The following is a 21,942-nucleotide window of genomic DNA, read 5'->3' on the forward strand; positions in this document are numbered from 1 at the left end:
GGATGGATCCTGATGTCGTCAGTTTTCTTTGATCGGGAAAGGATTACGGAATGGCTGGGTGACCACACTGTCGCCAAGGCGCGTTCGGTCGGCGCCGTCACGAACGTGAAATGGCACGGCGCCACGCTAAGCGGCTACGTGCAAGGCACCCGCGTGCTGCCGTACCACACGCGGGTGCGGTTTCGCACCGATGGCGGCCGGCCATGGGCGCAGAGCGACTGCAGTTGTCCGGTCGGGGGCAACTGCAAGCATGTCGCCGCGTTGCTGCTCGCCGAGCTCGAGTATCACGACGAGATGGACCACATCACCAACGTCGGCAGCGACGCTGATATCAATACCGATATCAACGCACATATCAACGCAGATGCGCAGCCGTTCGCCGGCTACCCGCAGCCGCCGTCTGGAACGACTCTGCCGTCGCCATCCGGCGTGCGCCCGGAGCTGGTCAGCTGGCTGGAGCGTTTTCGCGCGCGCGCCGAGGCCGCCGATGCAGTCGCCCAGAAGGCGGCTGCCACGCGGTCCCAAACGCTGGCTTATCTGCTGAACTGGTCCAGGTTCCATATGCGCCATGAGGTTGTGTTGTACCGGGCGCGCTGCACGCCGGACGGCACCATCGTCGAAGTCGACGAGCCCTGGAGCAACGTGGAAGCGGCCTTGCTCAAGCAACCCAGGTTCGTCTCCGACGAAGACCTGTCGATCCTGCGCGGGCTGTGGCTCGGCCGTTCCCGCGAGGATTTCGGCCAGTTCGTTCTGCGCGGCACGAGTGGCGCGGAGATGCTGCAAAAGTTGATCCTCACGGGGCGCCTGTTCTTCGATCTCACGCCGGCACCGGGGCATGAGGGGCCGACGCCGCTGTCGCGCGGCGCCGAGCGGCCCGGCCGGATCGAATGGGAGCCGCTCGCTGACGAACGCCTGCGGCCCGTGCTGTGCACCGAACCGCGCGCCACCATGGTGCTGCCCACCGAGCCGGTCTGGTACGTGGACGGCGTCGCCAATGAGGCGGGCATCGTCGAATCGTCGCTGCCGTTCCAGCAGTTGCCCGATTACCTCGCCATGCCGCCGATCTCGCTCGCCGAAGCACCGCTCGTTGCCTCGGTGCTGCGTGAAATCGCCCCCGACTTGCCGCTGCCGCCCACGCACGAAACGTCCTCGATCCGCGTGATCGACGTCGATCCCGTGCCGGTGCTCACGCTCAATAGCCACGCACTGCCGTCTACGGCCAAGGCGGGGCAGCGCAAGCCCGAGGCCGTTGAACTGGCCGGCGTCAGCTTCGATTACGACGGCGTGAGTATCAACGTCGACAGCAGCGTCACGCTCGTGCCGATGCCGGGCGGCGACGTCATCCATATTCGCCGGCGCTACGACACCGAAAAAAAGCGCTTGCTCGAACTGCGCAGGACCGGGCTGCAAAAAGTCCCGACCAGCCGCGTGGCCGCCTCGCGGCTTTTGCCCGATACGATGCTCGGCCTGCCGGATGCCGAATCGTGGTCCGCCTTCGTCAACGACGCCGTGCCGGACCTCGTGAACCAGGGCTGGCGCGTGACGATGGCGCCGACGTTCCGCTACAACATCATCGAGATCGACGCGATCGACGGCACCGCGCAGCAGGCGGGCGACGGCTGGTTCGATCTGGAGATGGGCATCCGCATCGGCGAGCGCAATGTACGGCTCGAGCCGCTGCTCGCCGATCTGTTCCGGCGCGACCGGCGCTGGCTTGGCGGCGCGCTCGAAGCGATCGCCGACGACGAGCCGATCGAGCTGAAGACGGAGGAGAACAAGCGCCTGCGTCTGCGTGCCGACCGCCTGAAGCCGGTGGTGCGCGTGCTGGTCGACCTGTTCGATGCGCTCGGCGGCACTCTGGCGGAAGGCGCGCCGCTGCGTGTGCCTTCCGTCGATGCGGGCCGGCTCGAAGCATTGAACAGCACGGGCCGCTGGCAATTCCAGGGCGACGATTCGATCCGCCGACTGGCGCAGCGTCTGCAGGCTGGCCCGGGTTTGCACGAGGTGCCGGTGCCGCGTGGTCTGAAAGCGGAACTGCGCGCGTATCAGCATCAGGGTTTGAACTGGATGCAGTTTCTGCGCGAACACGATCTGGCCGGCGTGCTTGCTGACGACATGGGTCTCGGCAAGACCGTGCAGACGCTCGCGCACATCCTGGCGGAGAAAGAAGCCGGGCGGCTCAGGCGTCCCGCGCTGATCGTCGTGCCGACCACGCTTGTGCACAACTGGCGCGAGGAAGCGCGCCGCTTTGCGCCGGAACTGAAAGTGCTGGTGCTCAACGGCCCGCAGCGCAAGGAGCGTTTCGAGCAGATCGGCGAGCACGAACTGATTCTCACGACGTATGCACTGCTGTGGCGCGATCAGAAAGTGCTCGCCGAGCATGAGTACCACTTGCTGATTCTCGACGAGGCGCAGTACGTCAAGAACGCAACCACCAAAGCCGCACAGGCGATTCGCGGATTGCAGGCGCGGCATCGGCTGTGTTTGACCGGAACGCCGCTGGAGAATCACCTCGGTGAACTGTGGTCGCAGTTCGATTTTCTGTTGCCGGGCTTTCTCGGCAGTCAGAAGGATTTCACCAAACGCTGGCGCAATCCCATTGAGAAAAACGGCGATGGCGTGCGCCGCGCGCTGCTGGCGCGCCGCATCCGGCCGTTCATGCTGCGCCGTCGTAAGGACGAGGTCGCGAAGGAGCTGCCGGCCAAGACCACCATCATCTGCTCGGTCGATCTGGAAGGCGCGCAGCGCGACCTCTATGAAACGGTGCGCACGGCGATGCAGGAACGGGTGCGCGCGGCGGTCAGCGCGCAGGGTCTCGCGCGCAGCCACATTATCGTGCTCGATGCTTTGCTGAAGCTGCGTCAGGTCTGTTGCGATCCGCGTCTCGTGCGGAAAATCCAGGTGGATGGACAAGAGGGCGAGCCGGGCGAGAAATCAGGTGAAAAGCGCGGCAAAACGGAACGGGCCGAAAAAACGGACAAAGGCACGCGCGCCACGCGCTCGGCCAAACTCGATTTGTTGCTGTCGATGTTGCCCGAATTGATCGAAGAAGGGCGGCGCGTGCTGCTGTTCTCGCAGTTCACCGGCATGTTGTCGCTGATTGCCGAAGCGCTCGAGGAGGCTGCGATTCCCTATGTGATCCTGACCGGCGACACGGCGGACCGCGTTACACCGGTCGAGCGTTTCCAGCAAGGCGAGGTGCCGCTCTTCCTGATCAGCCTGAAGGCTGGCGGCGTGGGCTTGAATCTGACCGCCGCCGACACGGTGATTCACTACGACCCGTGGTGGAACCCTGCCGCCGAGAATCAGGCGACCGACCGCGCGCATCGGCTCGGGCAGGACAAGCCGGTGTTCGTCTACAAGCTGATTGCGGCGGGCAGCATCGAAGAAAAAATCGTGGAGTTGCAGGAACAGAAGGCGGGACTCGCTGACAGTATTCTTTCTGAAGACGCCGCCGGTGCCACCAAGTTCTCGGACGACGATCTCGACGCGCTATTCGCACCGATGCCGGAGATTGAAGGCGGGCGGTAAGGGTTCCGGGCCGGCGCATACATGCAAAAGCGCCGGGTTTTCCGCCAATGGGCCAAAGCCTGGGGTTTCAATCAATCGATCTAACAATTCTTAAACGATTTATTTTGAGACTGTTCCTATACTAACTCGCAAATTGTCAAATCGCTGGGGGCGGGGCCACCTACGACGAAGAGCAGACGGGGCCAATCACCGTGCGGGCGAGACCAACCGACCCAAATGACGACCCACCGAGGTCGATTTCAATAACGGGCGGAACCTGAGAGACTTTTGGGAAATATCCCATTGGACGGTTCGCAATGACCGAACCGATCCAGCCGGATAGTCGCATGATCGCATCCGGGAAAGAGCAGGGTCGTTTTCGATTATGATGATCTACCCCCTTGATAATGAGCGCGCTAAAGCCAAAAATACGCGCTAATTTCGAGACAGTAAGACGGTGGAAGCGAACGGGGTGCGAGGCAAGGGACCATTTTCGAAAAAAAACGTGCAGCCGAGATGAAAACAGGAAGCTGGATCGCCGGCGCTCGCGCCGTCATCCCGGTCATCTGCCGGCTCACTGGCCATTAACTACGGACCATGTCGCGTTGCGGGGTTTTATGAGAATTGCAGTTCTGGATGACGATTCGGCGCAAGCCGACCTTGTTTGCCAAACGCTGTCGGCGGCCGGCCACGTCTGTCACGCTTTCGGTGCGGGCCGTGAACTGGTGCGGCAATTGCGGCGCCAGACATTCGACCTTCTGGTGCTCGACTGGAACGTGCCCGACATGTCGGGCGAAGAGGTGTTGCGCTGGGTGCGCGAAAGCCTCTCCGAGCGCTTGCCGGTCCTGTTCATGACGAGCCGCGGCCGCGAAACCGATATCACCTCGATCCTCAACACCGGCGCAGACGACTACGTCGTCAAGCCGGTCTCCGCAGCGGTCCTGCTGGCGCGCGTCGGCTCGTTGCTGCGCCGCGCCTATCACCTCAAGCCGCCGGCGGCGAAAGAAGTCTTCGGCGAATTCGAATTCGATCTGGGCGCGAAACACGTGGTGGTGCGCGGCGCGACCGTCGCGGTGACGCAGAAGGAGTTCGAGCTTGCGTTGCTGCTGTTCCAGCACCTGAGCCGGCCGTTGTCGCGCGCGCATATTCTCGATGTGATCTGGAAGCAGGCCACGGATATTCCATCGCGCACCATGGACACGCACGTGTCGATGTTGCGCAGCAAGCTTGGCTTGCGCCCGGAGCACGGCTATCGTCTGACGCCGATCTACGGCTATGGGTACCGGCTCGAGCGGATCGAATCCGGCACGCCGCCGGCGGTGGCCGAACAGCGCCCCGAAGCGGGGGACGCGTGACGCCTGCTTTCGATGCGGTAGTGCCCGGTTGTACAGGCTTGCCGGGGCGCCGCGCCGGCGCGCTGCTGGCAGCGGCCGGCCTGATCGCGATGACGTGCTTCGCGCCACTATCGGCGGATGCGCAATCCTCCCGCGCGCCGAAGCAACGCACCCGCACGGTTGCGCCGGTCTATGTCTCCTACGTGACCCACGAGGGCGACACGTTGTATGAAATTGCCGGCCGCTATCTGCGCGACGCCGGCGATTGGGCCATGTTGAGCCGTTTGAATCACGTGCCCGCACCGCGCCGTATGCCGGCCGGGATCGCGCTGCGGCTGCCTGCCGACCGGCTCAAACAGGATGCCGAGTCGGCCCGCGTGATCGCGACGAGCGGTCCGGCCGAGCACGCTTTCGGCAAGAATCCTTACACGCCGCTCACGGCGGGCACGACGCTCGGCGAGGGCGATCGCATCCGCACCGGCCATAACGGCTTTGTCACGCTGGAACTGCCGGACGGCTCGCACGTCACGGTGGCGCCGGACGGCCTGCTCGATATCGACAAGCTGCGGCGTACCGTGCTGACCGGCTCGGGCGATCGCGTGCTCGGTCTGCGGCGTGGCGAAGTCGCCAGCGAAGTCACGCATGCCACCAAAAAGGATGACCGCTTCCAGATCCGTTCGCCGTCGGTGGTAGCGGGCGTGCGCGGTACGCGTTTCAAGGTCGCCTACGACGGCGACGCACAAACCACCGCAGTGGAAGTGCTGGACGGCGCGGTCGGCGTCGACCCGGCCGCAGCCGGCGGGGCTTATGCGCCACCGCCTGGCGTGCCGCTGCAGGCGTCCGCGCAACTCGTCAAGGCACGCTTTGGCAGCGTCACGCGCGCCGGCAGCGCGATTGGCGCGCCGGTGGAACTGCTGGCCGCGCCGGCGCTTGCTGACCCGGCCAAAGTGCAGGACGGCAAAACGGTCGCTTTCGACCTCGTACCGGCCGAGCGCGCCGTGGCCTATCGCGTGCAGATTGCGCGCGATGCCGATCAGCTCGACCTGATCCGCGATCAGCGCGTGAGCGCGCCGCACGCGGACTTCGGCGAACTGGCCGACGGCACGTATTTCGTGCGTATCGCCGCGATCGACGCGAACGGACTCGAGGGCCTCCCGCAGGTATACGGTTTCGAGCGGCGCCAACTGGGTCTCGCTGCCTCGGCGGGCTTGCGTGCTGGCAGCCGCGACTACGAGTTCCGCTGGTTCGTCAGCCGCTCCACGGTCGAGACGCGCTTTCGCTTCGTGCTGGCCACGACCGCTGATCTAAGCCATCCGCTCGTCGATCGAACCGATTTGACGGGCGGCGAGGTCGTGGTCAGCGATCTGCCGGGCGGCGTCTACTACTGGACGATCGTCGCCGAGCAGTTCGAGAATGGCCGCTTCTATGAGAAGAGCAGTTCGGTCCGCTCATTTACGCTTGCACGCTGACGCTGGTAGATTCACGGGACCGCGCCGGCGACCCGCCGGTCCCTTAGCCCTCAACCACGTCACGCCTTGCCCAACCCACACACGCGCCTGAGCCTCGATCCGCGCGCCCGCCTCGGGCGGCGCGCCGGGCGCCGCTTCCTGCTCGAATGGGTGGGTATCGGCTGCCTCGGCATTGCGGTGATTCTGCTCAGTTCGCTCGGCCGTCTCACCGCCAGCGTCGACAACCTGGTCTACGACCGCTTTCTGAGCCTGCGCGCGCAACCGCTGCTGCGCGACATCGTGGTGGTTGAAATCGACAACGCCAGCATCGCGCAGCTTGGCCGCTGGCCATGGCCGCGCAGCGTCCACGCGAAGCTGCTCGAACAGATCGCGAAGGCGAAGCCCGCCGCGGTGATCTACGACGTGCTCTTTACCGAAGCCAATCCGGAAGACGCCCAGCTCGCCCGCGCGATTGCCCTGAGCCCCACTTATCTGCCCATGCTGCTGACTCCGCCGGACAGCGCGGGCCGGCGTGTCGTGGTCGAGCCGGTGGCGCCGCTCGCGCATGCGGCGGCCGGCATGGGGCATATCAATCTTGAAGTCGACAACGACGGTATCGTGCGCAGCGTCGCCCGCTTCGAGGGGGGCGCGGACTCGCGTTGGCCGCAATTGATGGTGCCGGTCGCGCGGGACGTCGACCGAGGCACGCTGCGGGTGGACGACTGGCCGCGCAGGCAGTCGTCCGGCGAGGCGGCGAGCTTATCCGGTGACGACGGGAATGACGAAGGTGAAGGCCGCTTCCTGATCCCCTTCGGTCCGAATGCGGAGAATTACCCGAAGCTGAGTTTCGCCAGTGTGCTCGCGGGCGAGGTCCCGGCTGACCGGTTGCGTGGGCGCATCGTGCTGATCGGCGTGACCGCGTCCGGCTTGTACGACCGTTTTGCGACGCCGGTGTCCGGCGAGCTGGGGCCGCTGCCTGGCGTCTATATTCACGCCAACGTGCTCGATACGCTGCTGACCGGGCGCGAGCTCGAGCCCGCCGAGCCGTGGGTGCTGTTCGCGGTATCGCTGGCGCCGCTCGCCGCATTGCTCGCCGGTTTTCTGGTGTTGTCGCCGCGCCGCTCGCTGCTGCTGACCGTTGCGCTGGGCATGGCCGCCACCGCGGGCAGCGCGGTCCTGTTGTACGGTGCGCGGCTATGGATGTCGCCGGTGCCGGCGATCTTCAGTCTGATCGTGGTGTATCCGATCTGGAACTGGCGGCGCCTCGAAATGACGATGGCCTATCTGCGCAAGGAGTTGCAGCGCCTCGCCGACGAGCCTCACCTCCTGCCCGAAACACCTCAGCGCCGCCGCGAGTTCGGCGGCGATGTGCTGGAGCAGCATATGGCGCTGATGGCGCAGGCCGCGCAGCGCGTGCAGGACATGAAGCGCTTTGTGTGGGACAGCCTCGACAGCATGCCCGAGCCGATCCTGGTGAGCGACGTGCAGGGAATCGTGCTGATCGCGAACCATGCCGCGAAGGCGCATTTCGCGCGCCTCGGCGCGCCGCTGCCGGAAGGCCGGCCGATGCGGCAGGTGCTCGGCGGCCTGACGCTGGTCAAGACTATCGACAGTGGCGCGGCGTTGGATGCCGAAAACAATCTGCTGGCGCACGCCCAATGGCCGGCGTTGCTCGATCCCGCACGCCGCGAGTTCGCCGCGCTGATGGCGCAAGGCGTCGAGGTGCGCGATGCCCATGACCGCGACCATCTGCTGCGCTATGCGAACTGTACGAACGAGCAAGGCGAGACCACCGGCTGGATCGCGGGTCTGGTCGACGTGTCGGCCCTGCATGCGGCCGAGCGTCAACGGGAAGACGCCTTGCGGCTGCTCTCGCACGACATGCGCTCGCCCCAGGCGTCCATTCTGGCGCTGGTGGAAATCGAACGGGCGCGCAGCGAGCCGGTGCTCGCGCGCGGCTTGCTGGAGCGCATCGAGCGCTATGCGCAGCGCGCGCTGACGCTCGCCGACGATTTCGTCCAGCTTGCGCGCGCCGAATCGCAAACTTACGTGCTCGAACCGGTGAGCATGACCGAACTGATGATCGACGCCAGCGACGAGGTCTGGCCGCAGGCCCACGCCAAACGCATCACGCTGCAAACCGATACGGACAGCGAGGCAGCCGGCGAGGAAGACGACGGCCACTGGATCTGCGCCGACCGCTCGCTGATGACGCGCGCGCTCGTCAACATTCTGAACAATGCGGTCAAGTACAGTCCGCCGGACACTCGCATCACCTACAGCCTGAAGAACCTCAACGCGGCAGGCGGGCTCGTGCGGGCGGGTGCGCCCGGTACGGTAAAGCGTGTGTCGTGTACGATTCGCGACGAAGGCTATGGCATTTCGAAGGAACAACAAGCAAATCTGTTCGAGCGCTTCCGGCGTTTTCACGAGACGGAGCGGCCGGAAGTGGGCGGTGCGGGATTGGGCATGGCGTTCGTCAAGACGGTCGTGACGCGTCATGGCGGCGAGGTCGAGGTGGTCAGCGCACCGGGCGAGGGCACGGCTTTTACGATTTCCCTGCCGGCACTCGACGACGTGCAGTCCGATTCCGCCGCGACGGCGCGCGGATGACTTATGAACCCTCACCTTATCGAAGCGAGAAGCTGGTGAAAGCGATATTGATCTGTGCCGTGCTGGCCGCGGCGAGTCTGACCGGATGCGCGGGTCTGAACGCCGACGTGCACACGGCGAACCCCGCGGCCGTGCTGCAGGGCGAGCGCACCTATACGATTGCGCGCATACCTTCGCAGGCTGCCAGCGCGGATCATCCGCAATTCGAAACCATGCTGCGTGACGAACTGGCGAAGAACGGCTTCATCGATACGGCGGGCAAGCCCGCGCACTATTTACTGTCGATTGCGTATGACACGCGGCCGGCCACGGTCGGCGTGGGCACGAAGGATTGCGCGCCGGGCGTGTGCGAACGCTCGCCCGAACCGCCGTTTGCGCTGTTCGGTGGACGCGCGTATCAGCACACTTTGACGCTGCGGTTTTTCGAGCAATCGAGTGGGCGGGAAGTCTACAAAGTGAGCGCGGCCAGCAGCGATCGCGATGCCGATCCCTTGCACGCCATGCCCGTGCTCGTGAAGAGCGCGTTGGCCAGATTTCCCTTCGATGCGCCGCAGGACTGGCGCGTGAAACTGCGCATGGAAAAGACGGGGGGCGTGCCCGGGGTGGTTTCGCTCAAACCGGTTCCGCCTTTGCAGCCATAAAACGTCCGACGCCGGCAAACACGCGTTTTATTCCGGCGCTTTATCGTCTTCTGGCCAGCGGTTTTCGAACACACAATCGGCGAGCGGCATACGGGTCGCCCAGCGTTCGGTTTCCAGCATGGGCTCGCAGTAGAACTGATCGACGTGGCCGAGACATAGAATCGCCACCGGCCGCGCACCTTCGGGCATATGCAGCAACTGGCGGACCGCGTCGACGTCGAATAGCGACACCCAGCCCATCCCCAGGCCTTCCGCACGCGCGGCCAGCCACATGTTCTGGATCGCGCAGGCCACCGAAGCAAGGTCCATTTCCGGCAAGGTGCGGCGTCCGAAGATGTGCCGCTCGCGTCCGTCCATGAGCGCCATCACCAGCAGTTCGCCGCATTCCAGCATGCCTTCCACTTTCAGCTTCATGAATTCTTCGCGACGCTTGCCGAGCGCGTCGGCGGTGGCGAGGCGTTCGCTTTCGACGGTTGCGTGCAAGGCCGTGCGCAAGGCCGGGTCGGTGATACGCGCGATGCGCCACGGCTGCATGAAGCCGACGCTCGGCGCGTGATGCGCCGCGTCGAGCAGGCGTTGCAACACGGCAGGATCGACCGGATCGCGCACGAAGTGACGCATGTCGCGCCGTTCGTAGATCGCGCGGTAGACGGCTGCGCGTTCGGAATCGTTAAAAGGCTTCGCCATGGAACAGGGCGGCCGTGAAGGCCGGGTTGGAGGGCCAATAAGCATGCATGTAAGTCGCCACGATCGGCCCGGCACGGAACACGGCCTCGCCCGGGGCATCGCCGTGTGGCCGGGTGGCGAGGCGCAGCGGCGTGAGCGGCGTGGTCAGCTTCGAGTAATGAAACGTGTGGCCCGTCATTGGGCCGTGCAGACTGTCGATCTGTTGCATGCCGAGCGCGGTGAAGCGCGTTTGCATGCTGGTATGGCCGGGCAGCAGGCCGAGCATCGGCGTGCTGACGCCGTGCGTATCGGTGAGACCTTCGAGCAGGTAAAGCATGCCGCCGCATTCGGCGACGATCGGTTTGCCGGCTGCAGCGTGCGCGCGAATCGTTGCGGCACTGCGCGTGTTGCCCGCCAGCAAAGGCGCGTGCAGTTCGGGATAGCCGCCGGGCAGGTACAGGGCGTCGGTATGCTCCGGCAGGGCTTCGTCAGCGAGCGGCGAGAAGTAGTCGACCTGCGCGCCGAGCGCTTCTAGCAGCGTGACGTTGGCCGGATAGATGAATGAGAACGCTGCGTCGCGCGCAATGGTGATGCGCTTGCCTTCCAGAAGACGCGGCAAGGCTTCTGATGCAGGCGCGCCGAATTCGACCGGCGGTGGCAATTCAGCCAGCGCGGTTTGCGCGAGTGCATCGGCGGCGCGCGCGAGACGCGTATCCAGATCGTCGATCTCCGCTGCCTGATGCAAGCCGAGATGGCGATCGGGCAGCTCGATGCCGTCGTTGCCGCTGACGTGCCCACACCAGCGCAGCGCCGGCGGCAACGCTTCTTCGAGCATTTGCGCGTGCCTTGGCGAGCCGACGCGATTGGCGAGCACCCCGTAAAACGGCACCTGCGGCCTGAATTGCGCGAGGCCGAAGGCGACCGCGCCGAAGGTCTGCGCCATGGCTTTCGCTGAAATAACGGCGAGCACCGGCACGCCGAACGTCGTGGCCAGGTCTGCGCTGCTCGGCGTGCCGTCGAACAGACCCATCACGCCTTCGATCAGGATCAGATCCGCTTCGGCCGCCGCCTGCGCGAGCAGGTTTCTGCAGGCGGATTCGCCCACCATCCACAGATCGAGCGACAGTACCGGCGCGCCGCTGGCACGCGCCAGAATCATCGGGTCGAGAAAGTCGGGGCCCGTCTTGAACACACGCACGCGTCGCCCCAGGCGCCGGTGGTAGTACGCGAGGCCCGCGGTAATCGTGGTTTTGCCTTGACCCGAGGCGGGTGCGCTAATGAACAGGGCGGGGCAGCCGGACACCGCTCAGAACTCCACGCCGCGTTGCGCTTTCACGCCTTGCTCGCGATACGGGTGTTTGACGATGCGCATTTCTGTGACGAGGTCGGCGGCTTCGATCAGCGCGTCGGGCGCGTGGCGGCCGGTCACCACCACGTGCAGCATCGGCGCGCGCGCGGTCAGCACCGACAGCACCTCGTCGAGCGGCAGGTATTCGTACTTGAGCACGGTGTTCAGTTCGTCGAGGATCACCATCTGATAGTCGCCGCTCTCGATCATGCGGCGCGCTTCGTCCCAGCCTTTGCGCGCTGTGGCGATGTCGGCGTCGCGATTCTGGGTATTCCAGGTGTAGCCGTCGCCCATCGTGACGAAGTCGCATTGGGCGATTGCGCCGAGGAAGTCGCGCTCCGAGGTATGCAGCGCGCCTTTGATGAACTGCACGACGCCGAGGCGCATGCCGTGCCCCAGCACGCGCACGGCCATGCCGAACGCGGCGGTGGTCTTGCCTTTGCCGGTGCCGGTGTTGACGATCAGCAGACCTTTTTCGAGCGTGGCGCTGGCCTGCTTTTTCTCATGGCCTTCGCGCCGGCGTTCGGTCATGCGTTGATGCGATTCGGGATCGGTCTTCATGGCAGGTCCTGTTCTTCAGAGTCGTTGTTTGTCTGTTCGCGGGCGGGCTGGGCGATGCTCGAGGCGATCGCCACCGTGACGCCGTCGTGAATGGTCTTGCGCACGAGCAGCCGCGCGTTGCGGGAGACGGCCCGATCGGATGCGTCTGCCGCGGCGAGCAACGCACATGGCTCGCACACGCCGTCTATGCCGAGGTGCTCGCGCACGGCCGCCGACGGATCGTCCACGGCTATCGCCGCAATCTGCGCACGGCTGAACAACTTCAGCGGCAGCGCGTGACGTGCGCAGAATTCGAGCAGGCCGGCTTCGTGGGCTTTGGTGTCGACCGAGGCAATCGCGTGGATTTCATCGAACGCATGTGAATCGAGTGTGGCGCGCACAGCCGCTTCGATCTGCTCAGCCGAGCTGTGCAAGCGACAACCGATGCCGATGCTGAGTGTTTTCATGACGGGGTCTGCGAGGATCGCGCCGGTCGAGGCGGCCCGTAGGGGCGGCCACCAAACGCGCGCATACGATAGCACACGGCAGGCCGCGCCGGCACCGCGCAAAGGCCTCGTCGCCGCCCGCGTTTCCTTGACGGCATGGGGCTGGGGGCCTAAACTCGCACGCACTTTGGTGCTCGTGTGCGCGCTCGTGCGCATGCAGTTAAACGGGAAACAGGGTGCCCACCTGCCATGGACCGGGCCAACCTGTGCTGCCCCCGCAACGGTAAGCGAAATGCGGTTCCAGATGAATTGTCTGGCGCCGCGGAGCCGGCTTCGATGTCTACGCGCAAGGCCGCGTCGGCATATCACCACTGGGCGAGAAACCACTCGTCCGGGAAGGGGAAGCGGCGCTTTCGCCAGCCCGGATACCGGCCAGACGACGAAGAACGACCCCGCGGGGATGCGGCGGTGCGTTTATGGCTTCATTGCCGTTTTCTGTTTTCTGTTGCTCCGGCAACGCCGTTGTTCGTCCCCGTGTTTTGCTGTGGTTGCTGCCTGCAGGGCCTGAGCCCCCGCTCGCGTGACCGGTCCGGACAAAACGCGCAGACGCCCCGGCGTGTACCTGCAACTCCTACGGATGGACCTCACGATGCAAACTCAAATGCGCAAGATTCCCGTCACCATCGTCACGGGCTTTCTCGGCAGCGGCAAGACCACGCTGCTGCGGCACATTCTTCAGAACGCGGGCGGCAAGCGCATCGCTGTCATCGTCAACGAATTCGGCGAACTTGGCATCGACGGGGAAATCCTCAAGGGTTGCGGCATCGGTTGCGATGAAAACGGCGTCGAAACCGAAGGCCAACTGTACGAACTCGCGAACGGCTGCCTGTGCTGCACCGTGCAGGAAGAGTTTTTCCCGGTGATGGAAAAACTGGCCGAGCGCCGCGAGCAGATCGATCACGTACTGATCGAAACCTCCGGTCTCGCCTTGCCCAAGCCGCTCGTGCAGGCTTTCAACTGGCCGCAGATCAAGAATAGCTTTACCGTCGACGCGGTCGTCACCGTGGTTGACGGCCCGGCCACGGCGAGCGGCCAGTTCGCCGACAATCCGGTCGCAGTGGATGCGCAGCGCAAGGCCGATCCGAATCTCGATCACGAATCGCCGCTGCACGAATTGTTCGAGGACCAGTTGTCGGCGGCCGATCTGGTGATTCTGAACAAAACCGATCTGCTCGACGAAGCGCATCAGGCTTCGGTCGAAGCGGTCATTCGCGAAGAAATTCCGCCGCAAGTGAAGATCGTGCGCGCGCAGATGGGCCGGCTCGATCTGCATACGCTGCTGGGTCTCGAGGCGGCTTCGGAAGAAACGATCCACTTGCGTCACGATCACCACGGTTCGGCTGACGACGCGGATCACCACCACGACGAGTTCGATTCGGTGGTGGTGCAGGCGAATGTGTCCTCGCGCGAGAACGTGATCGCCGCGTTGCAAGGGCTCGTCGAAACGAAGACGATTTACCGCGTCAAAGGTTTCGCGGCGTTGCCGGGCGCGGCGATGCGTCTCGTGATCCAGGGCGTGGGCCGCCGTTTCGATAGTTACTTCGACCGCCGCTGGCAGGAAGGTGAAGTGGGCGAGGGCCTGCAAAGCCGCTTCGTGCTGATTGGCGAAGACCTCGACCAGGCCGCGCTGCAGCAGGCATTCGATGCTGCGCTGAGCGCGGCGAGCGTCCAGCCGCAACAGGCGTAAGCGCTCATGCATCTGCTGCGCACCACGCCGGGTGGTTTTGTCGACGATACGCAAGGCGTGATCCGTATCGATCAGCAGCCCGCCGATATCGTGGTGCTCAGCTCCGCCGATACCACGCTGTCGCTGCTCGCGAGCGCGTTCCCCCGTCTGGGCGAGGGTTTTCCGAGCGTACGGCTTGCCAACGTCACCTACTTGCGGCAGCCGGCTTCGGTCGATTTTTACGTCGAAGACGTGTTGCAGCATGCGCGCGTAGTGGTGGTCGACCATCTCGGCGGCGAGGCCTACTGGCCGTACGGAATCGAACAGGTCGTCGCGCTCGCCGAACGCAGGCAGCAGACACTTGCGATGTTCTCCGGCGATCTGCAGGAAGATCCGAACCTGCTCGCGCGCAGCACGGCCTGCGCCGATCTGTGCCACCAGTTATGGCGCTATCTGCGCGAAGGCGGCCCACAGAATGCCGAGGCGTTCCTGCGCTGCATCGCTCACCGGGTGTTTGACTGGGGGCGCGAGCCTGCGCCGCCGCGCGCTTTGCCTGCGGCAACGCTTTACCATCCCGGGCGCGATACGCCGACGATGGCCGACTGGCAGGCGCGCTGGCGTAAGGGCGCACCGGTTGCCGCGATTCTGTTCTACAAGGCGCATCTGCAGGCGGCCAACACCGCGGTGTTCGACGCCTTGATCGATGCGCTCGAAGCACAGAGCATCAATCCGCTGCCGATCGCGATTACCTCGCTGAAAGATGCGATGAGCCGCGATGTCGTGCAGCAGCTGTGCGCGCAACACGATGTCGCGCTGGTGCTCAATACCACCGCATTCGCCGCGTCCGCCATCGACGACCCCGAGCCGCTTGAGCTCGCCGGCGACGCGCCGGTGCTGCAGGTGATCCTGAGCGGCGGCAATCGCGAAGATTGGGTCAAGGACAATCAGGGCCTCAACTCGCGCGACATCGCCATGCATATTGCGCTGCCGGAGGTGGATGGCCGCATCATCACGCGAACGGTCAGCTTCAAGGGTCTGGCCTACCGTTGCCCGCATACCCAGGTCGATGTGGTCCGTTATCAGCCGGATCTCGAACGCGTCGGCTTTCTCGCCGAATTGAGCCGGCGCTGGTGCCGTTTGCGCACGCTCGATAACGCACAGAAGAAGCTGGCGCTGATTCTCGCCAACTATCCGATGAGCGAAGGCAGAATCGGCAATGGCGTGGGTCTCGATACACCGGCCTCGGTGGTCGGCATTCTGTCCATGTTGCGCGATGAGGGATACCGTCTCGCCGACTTGCCCGCCGGCGGCGACGCGCTGTTGAAGAAGCTCACCGAAGGCGTGACCAACGATCCGGTTGTGCGTGACTTGCGGCCCGCGCTGCAAAGCCTTGCACTCGACGACTACCTTTTGTATTTCAATGCGTTGCCCGTGGAAGCCAGGCAAGCGCTGAACGCACGCTGGGGCTCGCCCGAGCAGGACCCGACGCTGCGGCGCGGCCGTTTCATGATCGCGGGTTGGCGCTGCGGGCAGGTGTTCGTCGGCATTCAGCCTTCGCGTTCGCGCGAGCAGGGCGATTACGCGAGCTATCACGACGCCGAACTCGTGCCGCCGCATGCGTATCTGGCGTTCTATTTCTGGTTGCGTCATCAGTTTGGCATCGACGCGATCGTGCATGTGGGCAAGCATGGCAATCTCGAATGGCTGCCCGGCAAGAGCGTCGCGTTAAGCGATGCCTGCTGGCCCGATCTGATTCTCGGCCCGATGCCGCATCTGTATCCGTTCATCGTCAACGATCCGGGCGAGGGCAGTCAGGCGAAACGTCGCGCGCAGGCCGTCATCATCGATCACCTGATGCCGCCGCTCACGCGTGCCGAGACTTACGGGCCGTTGCAGGACCTCGAGCGCCAGGTCGACGAATACTATGAAGCGCTTATGGTCGATCCGCGCCGCTCGAAGCTGTTGAGGCGCACGATTCTCGCGACCATCGTCGAGCACAGGCTGCATGACGAACTGAGTCTCGCGGAACCGAACGGTCAGGACGATGAAGATGTGCTGCTGACGCGCGTCGATGCCTGGCTGTGCGAGTTGAAGGAGGCACAGATTCGCGATGGTCTGCACACGTTCGGACAATCGCCCGATGGAGCGCAGCGGCGCGATACGTTGCTGGCTTTGGGGCGTTTTCCGATCGGCGATGGCCAGGGTGGCAAGGCCGGGTTGATCGATGCGTTGGCGCGCGATCTGCAGATGGATCATCTGTTCGATCCGCTTTCGGTGGATTGGTCTGCGGCGTGGGACGGTCCCCGTCCTGATGTGTTACAGCAGGTGAGCGATGCGCCCTGGCGGCACTGCGGCGATACACGCGAACGTCTGGAGCTGCTGGCCGCAGAGATGCTGCGTGAAGTTTGTGGCGATGAAACCGCCGATGCGGCGCCCGCACGAGGAAGCTTGCCGCAAGCCGAACGTGTGATCGAACGTCTGCTCAATGATGTACTGCCGCGGCTCGACGCCTGCGGGCCGCAGGAAATGCGGCATCTGAGGCGCGGCCTCGAAGGGCGGTTCGTGCCGCCGGGGCCGAGCGGCTCGCCCTCGCGTGGACGGCCTGACGTGCTGCCCACCGGCCGCAACTTCTATTCGGTGGATACGCGCGCCATTCCGACGCAAGCGGCCTGGTCGCTTGGCTTGAAGTCGGCGCAGCAACTGATCGAGCGGCATCTGCAGGAGAAGGGCGACTATCCGCGCGCGCTGGGCCTGTCAGTCTGGGGCACCGCGACCATGCGCACCGGCGGCGACGATATCGCCCAGGCGCTCGCTTTGCTCGGCGTGCGGCCGAAGTGGGCGCCGGGCAGCCATCGCGTGACCGACTTCGAGATCATGCCGATCGAGGTATTCGACCGGCCACGTATCGACGTCACCTTGCGGGTGTCCGGTTTCTTCCGCGATGCCTTCGCGAACGTGATGCATCTGTTCGATGCCGCGGTGCAAGCGGTGGCCGAACTCGACGAACCCGAAGACCTCAACCCGATTCGCGCGCGTGTGCTGCGCGAACGCGATGCGCTGATTGCGCGCGGCATGGACGCCGCCGAAGCGCGCAAGCGCGCCGGCTGGCGCGTATTCAGCGCGCGGCCCGGTGCGTACGGCGCGGGCTTGCAGGACATGATCGACTCGCAACAATGGCAAACCGACGCCGATCTCGCGAACGCGTATCAGGCGTGGGGCGGTTACGCGTATACGCAGAAAAGCGCCGGCGAAGAAGCGCGCCACGCGTTCGGCACACGTCTCGCCGCGATGGATGTCGTGCTGCAGAACCAGGACAACCGCGAGCACGACCTGCTCGATTCGAACGACTACTATCAGTTCCAGGGCGGCATGGTCGCGGCCGTGCGGCATCTGGCCGGCAATCAGCCGCAGATTTATCACGCCGATCACAGCAACCCGGCGGCGCCGCGCGTGCGCACACTGCATGAAGAGATCGCGCGGGTGATCCGCTCGCGCGTAGTCAATCCGAAATGGCTCGATGGCGTGAAGCGCCATGGTTACAAAGGCGCCGCCGAGATCGCTGCGACGGTCGACTATCTCTACGGCTACGATGCCACCGCGCGCGTGATCGCCGATCATCAATATGCGCTCGTCACCGATGCTTATCTGAACGACGCCGATACACGCGAGTTCTTGCAGCGGCACAATCCTCACGCCATGCATTCGATTTGCGAGCGTCTGCTCGAAGCGATGCAGCGCGGTTTGTGGCAGGCACCCGGCAACTATCGCGCGCAAGTCGAGCAGCATCTGCTCGCGAGCGAGCAGCAGATCGAAGGAATGCAAACATGAACGCTGCGATCCAACGGCCCGTTTTCCCGTTTTCTGCACTGATCGGCCAGACGCCGTTGCAGCAGGCGCTGTTGCTGGCCGCCGTCGATCCGGGCCTGGGCGGCGTGCTGGTGAGCGGGCCGCGCGGCACGGCGAAATCGACCGCGGCGCGCGCACTCGCCGAGCTATTGCCCGAAGGGCAATGGGTGAATCTGCCGCTCGGCGCGAGTGAAGATCGGTTGATCGGCACGCTCGATATTGAAACCGTATTGCGCGACGGTTCGCTGCGCTTTTCGCCAGGCTTGCTAGCAAAAGCGCACCGCGGCGTACTGTATGTGGACGAAGTGAATCTGTTGCCCGACGCGCTCGTCGATGCGTTACTCGATGCGGCTGCCAGTGGCGTGAATACCGTCGAGCGCGATGGTGTCTCGCACAGTCACGAGGCGAGCTTCGTGTTGATCGGCACGATGAATCCGGAAGAAGGCGAGTTGCGGCCGCAATTGATCGATCGCTTCGGATTGATGGTCGAATTGCAGAACTGTTTTGAGCCGCAGGTGCGTCAGCAGATCGTCAAGGCACGCCTCGCGTTCGATCTCGATCCGCAGGGTTTTCGTGTTCGTTATGCGCCGCAGCAGGAAACGTATGTTCAGCGGATTCGCGCGGCGCGCGAAGCGTTGCCGCAACTGGGCTTCGGCGACGCCGTGCATGCGCATGTCAGCGCATTGTGCATCGACGCGGCGGTCGATGGTTTGCGAGCCGATCTCGTGATGTTGCGCGCGGCGCGAGCACTGGCGGCGCTGGAGCAGGCGGCCGCGGTCACGACGGAGCATGTCGGGCGCGTCGCTGAGGCGGTGCTGGCGCATCGGCGCCACGATCGTGAGACGCGTGCGGGTGGCGACGCACCTGAGCACGAAGCGCCGCGGCAGACGGCCGGCCATGCGGATACCACGCCTTCGCAAGCTTCACAAACTTCACAAACTTCGCAAGATGCGGCGCCAGGGGCCGCTGCCGGCGACAGCGATTGGGGCTACTTGCCGCCGCAGCCCGCCGGCGTCGCGCAGGTCAAAGGCGTCATTGCGCTCGACGCAAAAAAACGCTGAGCCATCGGAAGGGTGCCGCCGCTGACTCGCGCAGCGGTTTTCGATGGCTGCAAGGCGCTGGCGCAGGTTCGCGCGGCCGTTTGCAAGGTGCGCCGGGTAAGCGCATTGCGTGGCTGCCGACACTCACCGCGATGCGTCGGGACGCGTTGCGCGCCGAGCACCTGCGCTTCGTGCGCGAGGCGCCACGGGGCGGCGTACTGCATTGCTTCGTGCTCGATTGTTCCGGCTCCATGCTTGGCGGGCAGCGTCTCGCACTTGCCAAAGGTCTGCTGATTGCATTGTTCGATCGCGCCGGTGCCGCGCGCGCCGAGGCGGCGCTGGTGTGTTTTGGCGGTGCTGGCGCCGATCTGCGTTTCGGTCCCGCCGTGCCGCGTTGGTGGAACGACCGGTGGCTGAGACCGGTGAGCGGAGGCGGTGGCACGCCGCTGGCGTCCGGCGTGCGCGAAGCTGCGCAAGTACTGGAGCGCAGCGCCCGGCGTAAGCCCGCGCAGCAGCGCTGGCTGTGGATCCTGACCGACGGCCGCAGTGGCGATCAGCCGGCGCGGCCTCGTCATGCGGACGAAGTGGTATTCGTCGATTTCGAACGGGAGACGATACGGCTTGGCCGTTGCCGCGCGCTTGCGGATGCATGGGGCGCGGCACTGTTTGCGCCGGACGAGCTGATTGCCTGAATACAGGGTCGCCTGAGCGGCACCCGCGCCATGCGGCGCGTTTTCGTGCGCTTTTTCGTGTGCTTATTTCAAACCGTTGGACCAGTATTCAACGTCATCCTGGCGGTCGAATACGAAGACCTTCATCGCCATCTGCTGCGTGACGTCGAGTTGATCGAATTCGAGGCCATGGGTCGAGGGGTCACCCGGTGCACGGCCTTTCTGCACATTGCGGATGATGGCGGTCGTTTCGATCTCGGTTGGCAGCACCGCCGATCTGAGGCAGAAAGCAACGCGCAGGCGTTCGCCGACTGCACCCAACGTCCACGGCGTGGTCAGCGACATGCCTAGCGCGCTGATGCTTTTGGCGAGACCCAGACCTTGATACGAATCGCCTGTTTCGCCAATGCCGAAGCGCACCGCGAGATGCGCATGGACGCGGATCGACTTGCGTTCGCGCAGGCGGCGGATCACGCCGGGTTTCGATAGCACCACGTAATCGAAAGGGGCGCGGCAAACGGATTCGACCGTGCAGACGAAACGAAACACAGCATGACTTGCTATGGCGACGATCTCGATGTTTTCACCGAGACGTAGTGGCAGGATGCGGCCATCCTGTAGCGGTGGCGTGACGAAGAGCGCGTGGTTGGGCGCGAAGCCGATGATGCGGCACGGATGCATCGGGGCGCCACTGCCGAGTTGGGAACGCACGCCTATCAATGCGCCTATCGTCAGGTGCATGTCTTTCAGGGTGAGGTTGTCGGTGGTGTCGGCTGGGTGATCGTTTTGGGGTTCCGGTTGCGTGGCCGGGTCCAGCAAGTCGCCGCGGTATGGGTGGAAGTTGTCGAACAGGAATTGACGCTCGTCCGTGGTCGCCAGGATTGTGCCGCTCGCGAAGAGGAGGGTGCCGTCGGAGTCGGCGATCGGCCAGTCGAGAGGGATGCCTACGGGGACTGCGTCCAGTGTTAGAGGCGGTGGCGGCGAAGCCGGTGTTGGGTTCGTGGGTTGCGGTTCTTCTGCTTGAGCCTTTGGTTGGTTTTCTGCTGGGTTTTCCATGGTCGGATGCTAAATATGTGGCTGGATTACTTGTTTACGGCCACGGCGGTGGGGGGCTTTAGGGGTTTGGGGGTTTTGTTGCGTTTTTATGTGGTTTGCATGATGGGGTGGGTTGTTTTGGTTGTGTTTTTTGTGGCGTTGGCCTTTCCTTGATTTGTTATTGGTCTATTAGTGTTGCCCCTGTGCGGGGCGGCACTTACTTTCTTTGCCGCCGCAAAGAAAGATAAGCAAAGAAAGCGGCTCACACCGCCAGCTCATAAGCGGGTCCCCCGCACAGCCACGGTAGTGGTGCATCTGGAATCGGTGTTCTCGCACATTCGGCGCTAGTGACAAGGGCGTCATTCTTCCAGCGGCGCTGCGCGCGCCGAAGAGTCGTTCCAGAACTACTCCACTGCATTTGTACTTGTTGCTGTTGGTGATGGTGATGGTGATGTCCTTGCTTGTCTTTGTGGTTTGCGTGCAGCTCCACCGCGTGTCCTCTGTTTGCTCGTTGCCCCTGTCGCTTCTGTTTCCCCTGGTGTTCTTTGTTCTGTCGTTTCTTTTGCCCCCCGGGTTCTTTGTGTCTTTCAGTGTCTCGTGGCGGGGGATCGTTCGATGAGTTGGCGTTCCTCGCTTGCAAAAAATTGCAATCGCTGGTATCGACTGTAAATTAAATCGGATGCCTAAGCATTTAGGCGATGCCTAAACAAGAGGCAGTTTTGGTGTTCCTCAACTTTTTGAAAATAATTGCACAAGAGGGATTGACGACATGCCGACCGTTCTCCATAATCTCGTTTCTCTGCTGCTGATGCAGCGACGCAGAACGAAGCGGTGCCGGTGGTTGCGAAGTGTGCGACACGGTGCTGGTTTGGTAGTGAATGCGTACTCGATCTTTAAAAATTAACAGCCGATAAGTGTGGGCGCTTGATGCGCGGCGCGAGCCGGATTCTTCGGAATCTGGCATAAGCGAAAGTATCAAGTCTCACACTAGTATTAAAGGAAGGTTTTCCTGTCTTCGGATGGGATGATCATTCGTCAGTACGTTGAGTGAGCGACCGGTTCTTAACTGAACCGAAAA

At 63.9% G+C, this 21,942-nt stretch carries 14 protein-coding genes and 1 riboswitch; of the genes, 9 read left to right on the plus strand and 5 right to left on the minus strand.

Annotation, left to right across the window (positions count from 1 at the left end):
* Window positions 1-12: 12 nt before the first annotated feature.
* From BCY88_RS25440 to BCY88_RS25460, 5 genes are all read left to right on the plus strand, one after another.
* The gene (locus BCY88_RS25440; RefSeq protein ID WP_120346931.1) at window positions 13-3,531 is read left to right on the plus strand and encodes a DEAD/DEAH box helicase; all 3,519 of its coding nucleotides are present in this window, start codon (window positions 13-15) and stop codon (window positions 3,529-3,531) included.
* A 596-nt stretch (window positions 3,532-4,127) separates the two neighbouring features.
* Window positions 4,128-4,865, plus strand: coding sequence for a response regulator transcription factor (locus BCY88_RS25445; protein WP_120346932.1), 738 nt, complete (start codon window positions 4,128-4,130; stop codon window positions 4,863-4,865).
* The gene (locus BCY88_RS25450) at window positions 4,862-6,313 is read left to right on the plus strand and encodes a FecR domain-containing protein (RefSeq protein WP_259461509.1); all 1,452 of its coding nucleotides are present in this window, start codon (window positions 4,862-4,864) and stop codon (window positions 6,311-6,313) included. The genes BCY88_RS25445 and BCY88_RS25450 overlap by 4 nt, the downstream gene beginning before the upstream one ends.
* Before the next feature lie 66 nt (window positions 6,314-6,379).
* Window positions 6,380-8,905 carry a CHASE2 domain-containing protein gene (locus tag BCY88_RS25455; protein WP_120346933.1) on the plus strand — a complete coding sequence of 842 codons (2,526 nt, stop codon included), beginning with the start codon at window positions 6,380-6,382 and terminating at the stop codon, window positions 8,903-8,905.
* Complete coding sequence (locus BCY88_RS25460; RefSeq protein WP_120346934.1) at window positions 8,902-9,546, plus strand: DUF4136 domain-containing protein; 645 nt, start codon at window positions 8,902-8,904, stop codon at window positions 9,544-9,546. Before BCY88_RS25455 ends, BCY88_RS25460 begins: the two co-directional genes overlap by 4 nt.
* Window positions 9,547-9,573: 27 nt before the next feature.
* Here BCY88_RS25460 and bluB read toward each other — a convergent pair whose 3' ends face one another.
* The 4 genes from bluB to BCY88_RS25480 are packed head-to-tail and all read right to left on the minus strand — an operon-like array spanning window position 9,574 to window position 12,567.
* Window positions 9,574-10,233, minus strand: a complete 660-nt coding sequence (gene bluB / locus BCY88_RS25465) for a 5,6-dimethylbenzimidazole synthase (protein ID WP_120346935.1) — start codon at window positions 10,231-10,233, stop codon at window positions 9,574-9,576.
* Window positions 10,217-11,515: a cobyrinic acid a,c-diamide synthase CobB gene (locus BCY88_RS25470; protein WP_120346936.1), complete on the minus strand. Its 1,299-nt coding sequence runs from the start codon at window positions 11,513-11,515 to the stop codon at window positions 10,217-10,219. The genes bluB and BCY88_RS25470 overlap by 17 nt, the downstream gene beginning before the upstream one ends.
* A gap of 3 nt (window positions 11,516-11,518) precedes the next feature.
* A complete protein-coding gene (cobO, locus tag BCY88_RS25475) occupies window positions 11,519-12,121 on the minus strand; it encodes a cob(I)yrinic acid a,c-diamide adenosyltransferase (RefSeq protein WP_120346937.1) in 603 nt (200 codons plus the stop codon).
* The gene (locus BCY88_RS25480; RefSeq protein WP_120346948.1) at window positions 12,118-12,567 is read right to left on the minus strand and encodes a cobalamin biosynthesis protein; all 450 of its coding nucleotides are present in this window, start codon (window positions 12,565-12,567) and stop codon (window positions 12,118-12,120) included. Before BCY88_RS25480 ends, cobO begins: the two co-directional genes overlap by 4 nt.
* A gap of 150 nt (window positions 12,568-12,717) precedes the next feature.
* Window positions 12,718-12,997: riboswitch (cobalamin riboswitch) on the plus strand.
* A gap of 198 nt (window positions 12,998-13,195) precedes the next feature.
* Here BCY88_RS25480 and cobW point away from each other — a divergent pair.
* From cobW to BCY88_RS25500, 4 genes are all read left to right on the plus strand, one after another.
* On the plus strand, window positions 13,196-14,293 hold the full coding sequence (gene cobW / locus BCY88_RS25485) for a cobalamin biosynthesis protein CobW (protein WP_310796134.1): 1,098 nt from the start codon (window positions 13,196-13,198) through the stop codon (window positions 14,291-14,293).
* Between the two features lie 6 nt (window positions 14,294-14,299).
* On the plus strand, window positions 14,300-18,100 hold the full coding sequence (cobN, locus tag BCY88_RS25490; protein ID WP_120346939.1) for a cobaltochelatase subunit CobN: 3,801 nt from the start codon (window positions 14,300-14,302) through the stop codon (window positions 18,098-18,100).
* A complete protein-coding gene (locus tag BCY88_RS25495; RefSeq protein WP_120346940.1) occupies window positions 18,097-19,179 on the plus strand; it encodes a magnesium chelatase ATPase subunit I in 1,083 nt (360 codons plus the stop codon). The genes cobN and BCY88_RS25495 overlap by 4 nt, the downstream gene beginning before the upstream one ends.
* 80 nt (window positions 19,180-19,259) lie before the next feature.
* Window positions 19,260-19,850 carry a vWA domain-containing protein gene (locus BCY88_RS25500; protein ID WP_120346941.1) on the plus strand — a complete coding sequence of 197 codons (591 nt, stop codon included), beginning with the start codon at window positions 19,260-19,262 and terminating at the stop codon, window positions 19,848-19,850.
* A gap of 63 nt (window positions 19,851-19,913) precedes the next feature.
* Here BCY88_RS25500 and BCY88_RS25505 read toward each other — a convergent pair whose 3' ends face one another.
* Window positions 19,914-20,885 (minus strand): flagellar brake protein, encoded by a 972-nt coding sequence (locus tag BCY88_RS25505; protein ID WP_120346942.1) that lies wholly within the window; start codon window positions 20,883-20,885, stop codon window positions 19,914-19,916.
* Window positions 20,886-21,942: the final 1,057 nt, after the last annotated feature.

It is taken from the genome of Paraburkholderia fungorum, assembly GCF_003610895.1.
Classification (GTDB): Bacteria; Pseudomonadota; Gammaproteobacteria; order Burkholderiales; family Burkholderiaceae; genus Paraburkholderia; species Paraburkholderia fungorum_B.